At 76.3% G+C, this 5,952-nt stretch carries 6 protein-coding genes; 4 read left to right on the top strand and 2 right to left on the bottom strand.

Going from position 1 to position 5,952, the window contains the following annotated elements:
* Nucleotides 1-669, top strand: a 669-nt coding sequence (locus RIF68_RS24470; protein WP_309053454.1) for a 3-oxoacyl-ACP reductase, incomplete at its 5' end; no start/stop codon positions are given.
* Between the two features lie 94 nt (nt 670-763).
* Here RIF68_RS24470 and RIF68_RS24465 read toward each other — a convergent pair.
* Complete coding sequence (locus RIF68_RS24465; protein WP_309053453.1) at nt 764-1,966, bottom strand: amino acid deaminase/aldolase; 1,203 nt, start codon at nt 1,964-1,966, stop codon at nt 764-766.
* Between the two features lie 493 nt (nt 1,967-2,459).
* Here RIF68_RS24465 and RIF68_RS24460 point away from each other — a divergent pair, with 493 nt between their 5' ends.
* The 3 genes from RIF68_RS24460 to RIF68_RS24450 are packed head-to-tail and all read left to right on the top strand — an operon-like array spanning nt 2,460 to nt 5,320.
* The gene (locus RIF68_RS24460) at nt 2,460-3,362 is read left to right on the top strand and encodes a hypothetical protein (RefSeq protein ID WP_309053452.1); all 903 of its coding nucleotides are present in this window, start codon (nt 2,460-2,462) and stop codon (nt 3,360-3,362) included.
* On the top strand, nt 3,359-4,543 hold the full coding sequence (mycP, locus tag RIF68_RS24455; RefSeq protein WP_309053451.1) for a type VII secretion-associated serine protease mycosin: 1,185 nt from the start codon (nt 3,359-3,361) through the stop codon (nt 4,541-4,543). Before RIF68_RS24460 ends, mycP begins: the two co-directional genes overlap by 4 nt.
* 42 nt (nt 4,544-4,585) lie before the next feature.
* On the top strand, nt 4,586-5,320 hold the full coding sequence (locus tag RIF68_RS24450) for an SseB family protein (protein WP_309053450.1): 735 nt from the start codon (nt 4,586-4,588) through the stop codon (nt 5,318-5,320).
* Between the two features lie 37 nt (nt 5,321-5,357).
* On the opposite strand, the gene RIF68_RS24445 is transcribed toward RIF68_RS24450, so the two are convergent.
* The gene (locus RIF68_RS24445; protein WP_309053449.1) at nt 5,358-5,777 is read right to left on the bottom strand and encodes a DUF1844 domain-containing protein; all 420 of its coding nucleotides are present in this window, start codon (nt 5,775-5,777) and stop codon (nt 5,358-5,360) included.
* Nucleotides 5,778-5,952 lie beyond the last annotated feature (175 nt).

Below are 5,952 nucleotides of genomic sequence, written 5' to 3'. Positions count from 1 at the left end.
GTCGTCTGCGGCGACATCGACGAGACCGCGGGCAAGGCCGCCGCCGAGGAGGTCGGCGGCACCTTCGTCAAGGTCGACGTCACCGATCCGGAGGAGGTCGAGGCCCTGTACCGCACCGCCTTCGAGACCTACGGCTCCGTCGACATCGCCTTCAACAACGCCGGCATCTCGCCCCCCGACGACGACTCCATCCTGGAGACCGGCCTGGAGGCCTGGAAGCGCGTCCAGGACGTCAACCTGACCTCCGTCTACCTCTGCTGCAAGGCCGCCCTGCCGTACATGCGCCGCCAGGGCAGGGGCTCCATCATCAACACCGCGTCCTTCGTCGCCGTGATGGGAGCGGCCACCAGCCAGATCTCCTACACCGCCTCCAAGGGCGGCGTCCTCGCCATGTCCCGCGAGCTCGGCGTCCAGTTCGCCCGCGAGGGCATCCGCGTCAACGCCCTCTGCCCGGGACCGGTCAACACCCCCCTCCTCCAGGAACTGTTCGCCAAGGACCCCGAGCGGGCCGCCCGCCGCCTGGTCCACATCCCCGTGGGCCGTTTCGCCGAGGCGGAGGAGATCGCCGCCGCCGTCGCCTTCCTCGCCAGCGACGACTCCTCCTTCGTCAACGCCAGCGACTTCCTCGTGGACGGCGGCATCTCCGGCGCGTACGTCACGCCCCTCTGACCCTTCCGGCCCCCCACACCCCCCACCCGGCAGCCGGGCGTCGTGAGGCGTCCGGCTGCCGCGCGGAGGAGGCCCCGGACGGCATCGAGGACGGTCAGAGGAAGGTCTTGCCCTCGCCCCGGTACGTGGGCACGGTGTCCGTCACCCGGTCGCCCTCCACCAGCCGCAGGCTGTCGAACCGCTCGCACAGCTCGCCGGCCTTCGCGTGCCGGAACCACACCTTGTCGCCGATCCGCAGGTCGTCGGCCGGCGAGCCCAGCAGCGGAGTCTGCACCTCACCCGGGCCCTCCTGCGGGTCGTACCGCAGTCCCTCCGGCAGGTACGGCACGGGCAGCCGGTCCTTGCCCGCCACCCCCGACGCCGGATAGCCGCCGCCGAGCACCGTCACCACGCCCACCCCGGGACGGCGCACCACCGGCTGCGCGAACAGGGCCGCCGGACGGCCGCTGAAGGAGGAGTAGTGGTCGAAGAGGCGCGGCACGAACAGGCCCGAACCGGCGGCGATCTCGGTCACCGCGTCCTCGGCCGCCGTGTGCTGCACACTGCCGGTGCCGCCGCCGTTCACGAACTCCAGGTCCGGCGCCACCGCCCGCACCGCGCGCACCACGGCCGCCCGGCGCTCCGCCAGCTCCCGGCGCGCGGCCGCCTGCATCAGCCGGACCGCCCGCGACCGCAGCGGCCGGCCCGCCACCGCGTCCCCGACCCCGGCCACATGCCCCTCGTACGCCATGAGCCCGACCAGCCGGAAACCCGGCCGGCGCTCGACCGAGCGGGCCAGCTCGGCCAGCTCCGCCGGGGTGCGCAGCGGCGAGCGGCGCGCCCCGACCCGTATCCGCCCGCCGAGGAGGTGCAGCGCGGTGTCCAGCTCCAGACAGACCCGGACCTCCTCCTGGCCGCCGGACCGGGCGGCGTCGATCAGGTCGAGCTGCGCCACGTCGTCGACCGTCACGGTCACCGCCGCCGCCAGTTTCGGGTCCCGGACCAGCTCCCCGAACCCGGCGCGGTCGGCCGACGGATAGGCGAGCAGCACGTCCTCGAAGCCGGCGCGCGCCAGCCACAGCGACTCGGCGAGCGTGAACGACATCACGCCGGCGAACCCCGGCCGCGCCAGCACCCGCTCCAGGAGCGCCCGGCACCGCACGGACTTGCTCGCCACCCGCACCGGTTTGCCCGCGGCCCGCCGGACGAGATCGTCCGCGTTGGCGTCGAACGCCTCCAGATCGACGATCGCCACGGGCGCGTCGAGATGGGCGGTGGCCCGGTCGTACCGGGAACGGTCGGCGGCGCGGGGAGTCATGGCCCGAGCTTGCCAGACGGGTTTACGGGTGGGTAGCCCCTGAGTTCCCGCGCGGCGGGGAACAGCCCGTAGAGTGGCGGGCATTGTCGACACGAGCAGGGGGACGGGGATGACCGACAACCACCCGCACCCGTCCTCCCGGATCACCGAAACCCTCCTCCACCCCCCGCACCTCCCGGGCCCCATGCCGCCTCCGGCCGCCCCGCCCACCGGGCCGGCGCCGGACGCCCGCCGCACACCGGGACCGGACTCCCGCCGCACGGCCCCCGCGCCGGGACAGACCTCCCGGGCCCCGGCGCCGTCCGCTCCGACGCCGCCCCCCTCCCGGGCCCCGCAGGCGCCCGCCCCCACGCCGCCCCCCTCGGCCGGCCGGCCGCCGGCCGCCGTCCCCTCGTCCGGCCGGCGCCCCGCCGTACCCCCGGCCGCCGCCGGCCCCGGGGCCCTGCCCGCGCCGGCCCCCGGGCGAGCCGTCCCCCCGCCGCAGGAGCCGGGCGTGGAGACGACGACCCGGCTGCGGCCCGTGCGCGAGCCGTGGGCGAGCCCGGCCGCCGGGCCCGTACCCGGGACGGCGTACGAAGGGAACCCGTACGGGTACCCCGGCGCGGAGAGCACCACCCGGCTGCGGCCCGTGCGGCCGAAGCGCACCGGACGGGCGATCGCGGTCGCGAGCTGCGTCGTGCTCGGGGTCGGACTCATCGGCGGGGCGCTCGCCGGGGTCTGGCTGGCCGCCGCCGAGCCCGGGAAGCCCGCGGAACCGGCCGGCTACAGCGAGGCCGGGAACCTCTGGCACAACGCGCCGGTCGACACCCTCTTCCCCCGTACCGTCGCCGGTCCCGGCGCCGGCCCCGGCACCGCCGCCCGCACCTGGACCCGGATCGTCGTCGCCCCGGACACGCCCTGCACCCCCGCGGCCCTCGCGCCGAACCTCCTCGCCACGCTCCGCCCGCTCGGCTGCGAGCGCGTGCTGCGGGCCACCTACACCGACGCCACCGCCAGCAGCGTGATCACCGTCGGCCTCGTCTTCACGGGGGCCGACGCCCCCACCCAGGGCACCCTCGCCGCCCGCGGCCTCGCCACCCGCCTCGGCGACGACGTGCCGCCCGCCCTTTCCGGACCCGGCACCGTCGCCGCCGACTTCGGCGCCGCACAGCGCGCCGGCTGGTGGCTCACCACCCCAGCCGACCTGCCGGTGGTCGTCACCGCCGTGTCCGGGTTCGCCGACGGCCGGACCGTCGACCGCCCGCAGCGCGCCGACACCGCCATGGTCCGGGGCCGTACCGACGCCGTCGCCCAGGCCGGCCTCGGCCACGAGGCGAAGGCCATCACCGAACGCTTCACGGCGCTCCTGCGCTCCACGGTCGCCGCCACGCAGAAGAAGGAGGGGGAGCACCGGTGACCCGCGCCCGTACGAACCCGGCCCGGGCCACGGCCACCGCGCTCCTGGCCGGCGCCCTCACCGTCGTGCCCGTCGCCACCGCCCCCGCCGCCCACGCCGACCCCGTCCGCGACCGGCAGTGGGGCCTCGAGACGCTGCGCACGGCCGAGGCCTGGCGCACCACCAAGGGCGAGGGCGTCACCGTCGCCGTCCTCGACACCGGTGTCGACGACCGGCACCCGGACCTCGCCGGATCCGTCCTGCCCGGCCGCGACCTCATCGGTTTCGGGGCGGCCCGCGGCGACCGCTCCTGGGCCCGCCACGGCACGGCCATGGCCGGCATCATCGCCGGACACGGCCACGGCCCCGGCGGCGGGGAAGGCGTCCTCGGCGTCGCCCCCGGCGTCAAGATCCTCCCCGTCCGGGTGATCCTCGAAGGCAGCGACAAGGCCCGGGAGAAGGCCCGCAGAACGAAGGGCACCGCCCTCGCCGAGGGCATCCGCTGGGCCGCCGACCACGGCGCCGACGTCATCAACCTCTCCCTCGGCGACGACTCCAAGTCCGCCCACGCCGACGCGGGCGAGGACGCCGCCGTCCAGTACGCCCTCGCCAAGGGCGTCTCCGTCGTCGCCTCCGCCGGCAACGGCGGCGAGAAGGGCGACCACATCTCCTACCCCGCGGCCTACCCCGGCGTCATCGCCGTCACCGCCGTCGACCGGCACGGCGTCCACGCCTCCTTCTCCACCCGCCGCTGGTACGCCACCGTCAGCGCGCCCGGCGTCGACGTCGTCATCGCCGACCCCGACCGCCGCTACTACGAGGGCTGGGGCACCAGCGCCGCCGCCGCGTTCGTGTCCGGCGCCGTCGCCCTCGTCCGGTCCGCCCACCCGGACCTCACCCCCGCCCAGATCAAACAGCTCCTCGTCGACACCGCCCGCAACCGTCCGCGCGGCGGCCGCAGCGACGCCAAGGGGTACGGGACGGTCGACCCGGCCGCCGCGATCCGGGCGGGCGCGCGGATCGAGGGCGGCGACCCGAAGAACGTCTCGGCCGGATTCCGCGGACGGTACTTCGGGCCCGGACCGCAGCCGCCCGCCGAGGAGAGCCGGTCCTTCGGTCTGCTCGCCCCGGTCGCCGGCGGACTCGGCGCGCTGCTCCTGCTCGCCGCTTTCGCCCTCCACCGCGCGCACCGCCCGCGCTGACCCGCGGCGGAGGCGCCGGGCAGCGGCGGTTAGGCTCGGTGCGTGGCGCTCAAGAACATCCCGGACCCCGGTTTCTCCGACGACGACGGCACCGCCGACCCGCGGCTCGCCGCGGCCCTGGCGGCCTGGGCGGAGGACCGGACCGCCCACGGCCCGGTGCTCGAGGCGCTCCGGGACGCCCGGCTGCTCGTCCCCGTCGTCGCCGTCCTCGGCGAGGTCGAGGTGGACCCGGAGACGGGACTGCGCCAGGAGAAGACCAGCGACATGGCCGTGCCGACGCTCACCGCGGGTGACCGCAGGGCCCTGCCCGCCTTCACCTCGATCGCCTCGCTCGCCCGGTGGGACCCGGCCGCCCGCCCGGTCGCCGTCCCCCTGCACCAGGCGCTCGCGGCGCTCGTCCACGAGAAGGCCGACACCCTCGTCCTGGACCTGGCCGGCCCGGTTCCGTACCAGGTGACCGGCCCGGCCCTGGTCGCCCTCGCCGAGGGCCGTACCAGCACCGATCCGCTCGACGACCCCGCCGTACGGGAGGCGGTCCGCGCGGCCGTCGCAGCCGAGCCCGCCGTGCTCCGCGCCCACCTCGGCCCGGGCCAGGCCGACGGCACCCTCGCCCTGGTCCTCGACGGGGCCGCGCCCCCGGCCGAGGCCGCCCAGCGCGTGGCCCGGGCCCTGGCCGCCGACGAGACACTGAGGGCCCGCCTGGTGCGGGGCCTCGACCTGGCACTGCTGCCGGCCTCGGCCACGCCTCCGGGCGAGCCCTTCTACGTACGGGACTGACGGACCACCGCTCCTCGGCGCGGCCCGCCGCTGCCGGTTAGCCGTACACCGGCCCCGTGTACTTCTCGCCCGGGCCCTGGCCCGGCTCGTCCGGGACGAGGGAGGCCTCGCGGAACGCGAGCTGGAGGGACTTCAGGCCGTCCCGCAGCGGGGCCGCGTGGAAGGAGGAGATCTCCGTCGCGCCGGCGTCCATCAGACCGGCCAGCGCGTGGATCAGCTTGCGCGCCTCGTCGAGGTCCTTGTGGACCTCGCCCTCCTCGGTGAGACCGAGCTTCACCGCGGCGGCGCTCATCAGGTTGACCGCGACCGTCACGATCACCTCGACGGCCGGCACCTCCGCGATGTCGCGGGTCATGGCGTCGAAGTCGGGGGTGTCGCCGGCACCGGCGGCGGGGGAGCCCGGGGAGTCCGGGGAAACTGCGGAGTCCGTGGACTCGTTCTGGGGCGTCTCGCTCATGCCCCACACGATATGCCGGTCCGACCGGCCCCCCGACCGCCGTCCCTGTTCGCGGACCGGAACGACGCCTGGTAGCCTTGTGTAACGACCGGCCGGACACCTACGTGCCCGGCCCACAAGTGGAGGCTCCGTACTCCCACCTGACCGCCCTCACGGGTGGCGGGTCACCGGTCAG

Origin of the sequence: Streptomyces sp. (genome assembly GCF_031178505.1) — a bacterium.
GTDB classification, from domain to species: domain Bacteria; phylum Actinomycetota; class Actinomycetes; order Streptomycetales; family Streptomycetaceae; genus Streptomyces; species Streptomyces gulbargensis.
This window is presented reverse-complemented; position numbering and strand designations above follow the sequence as displayed.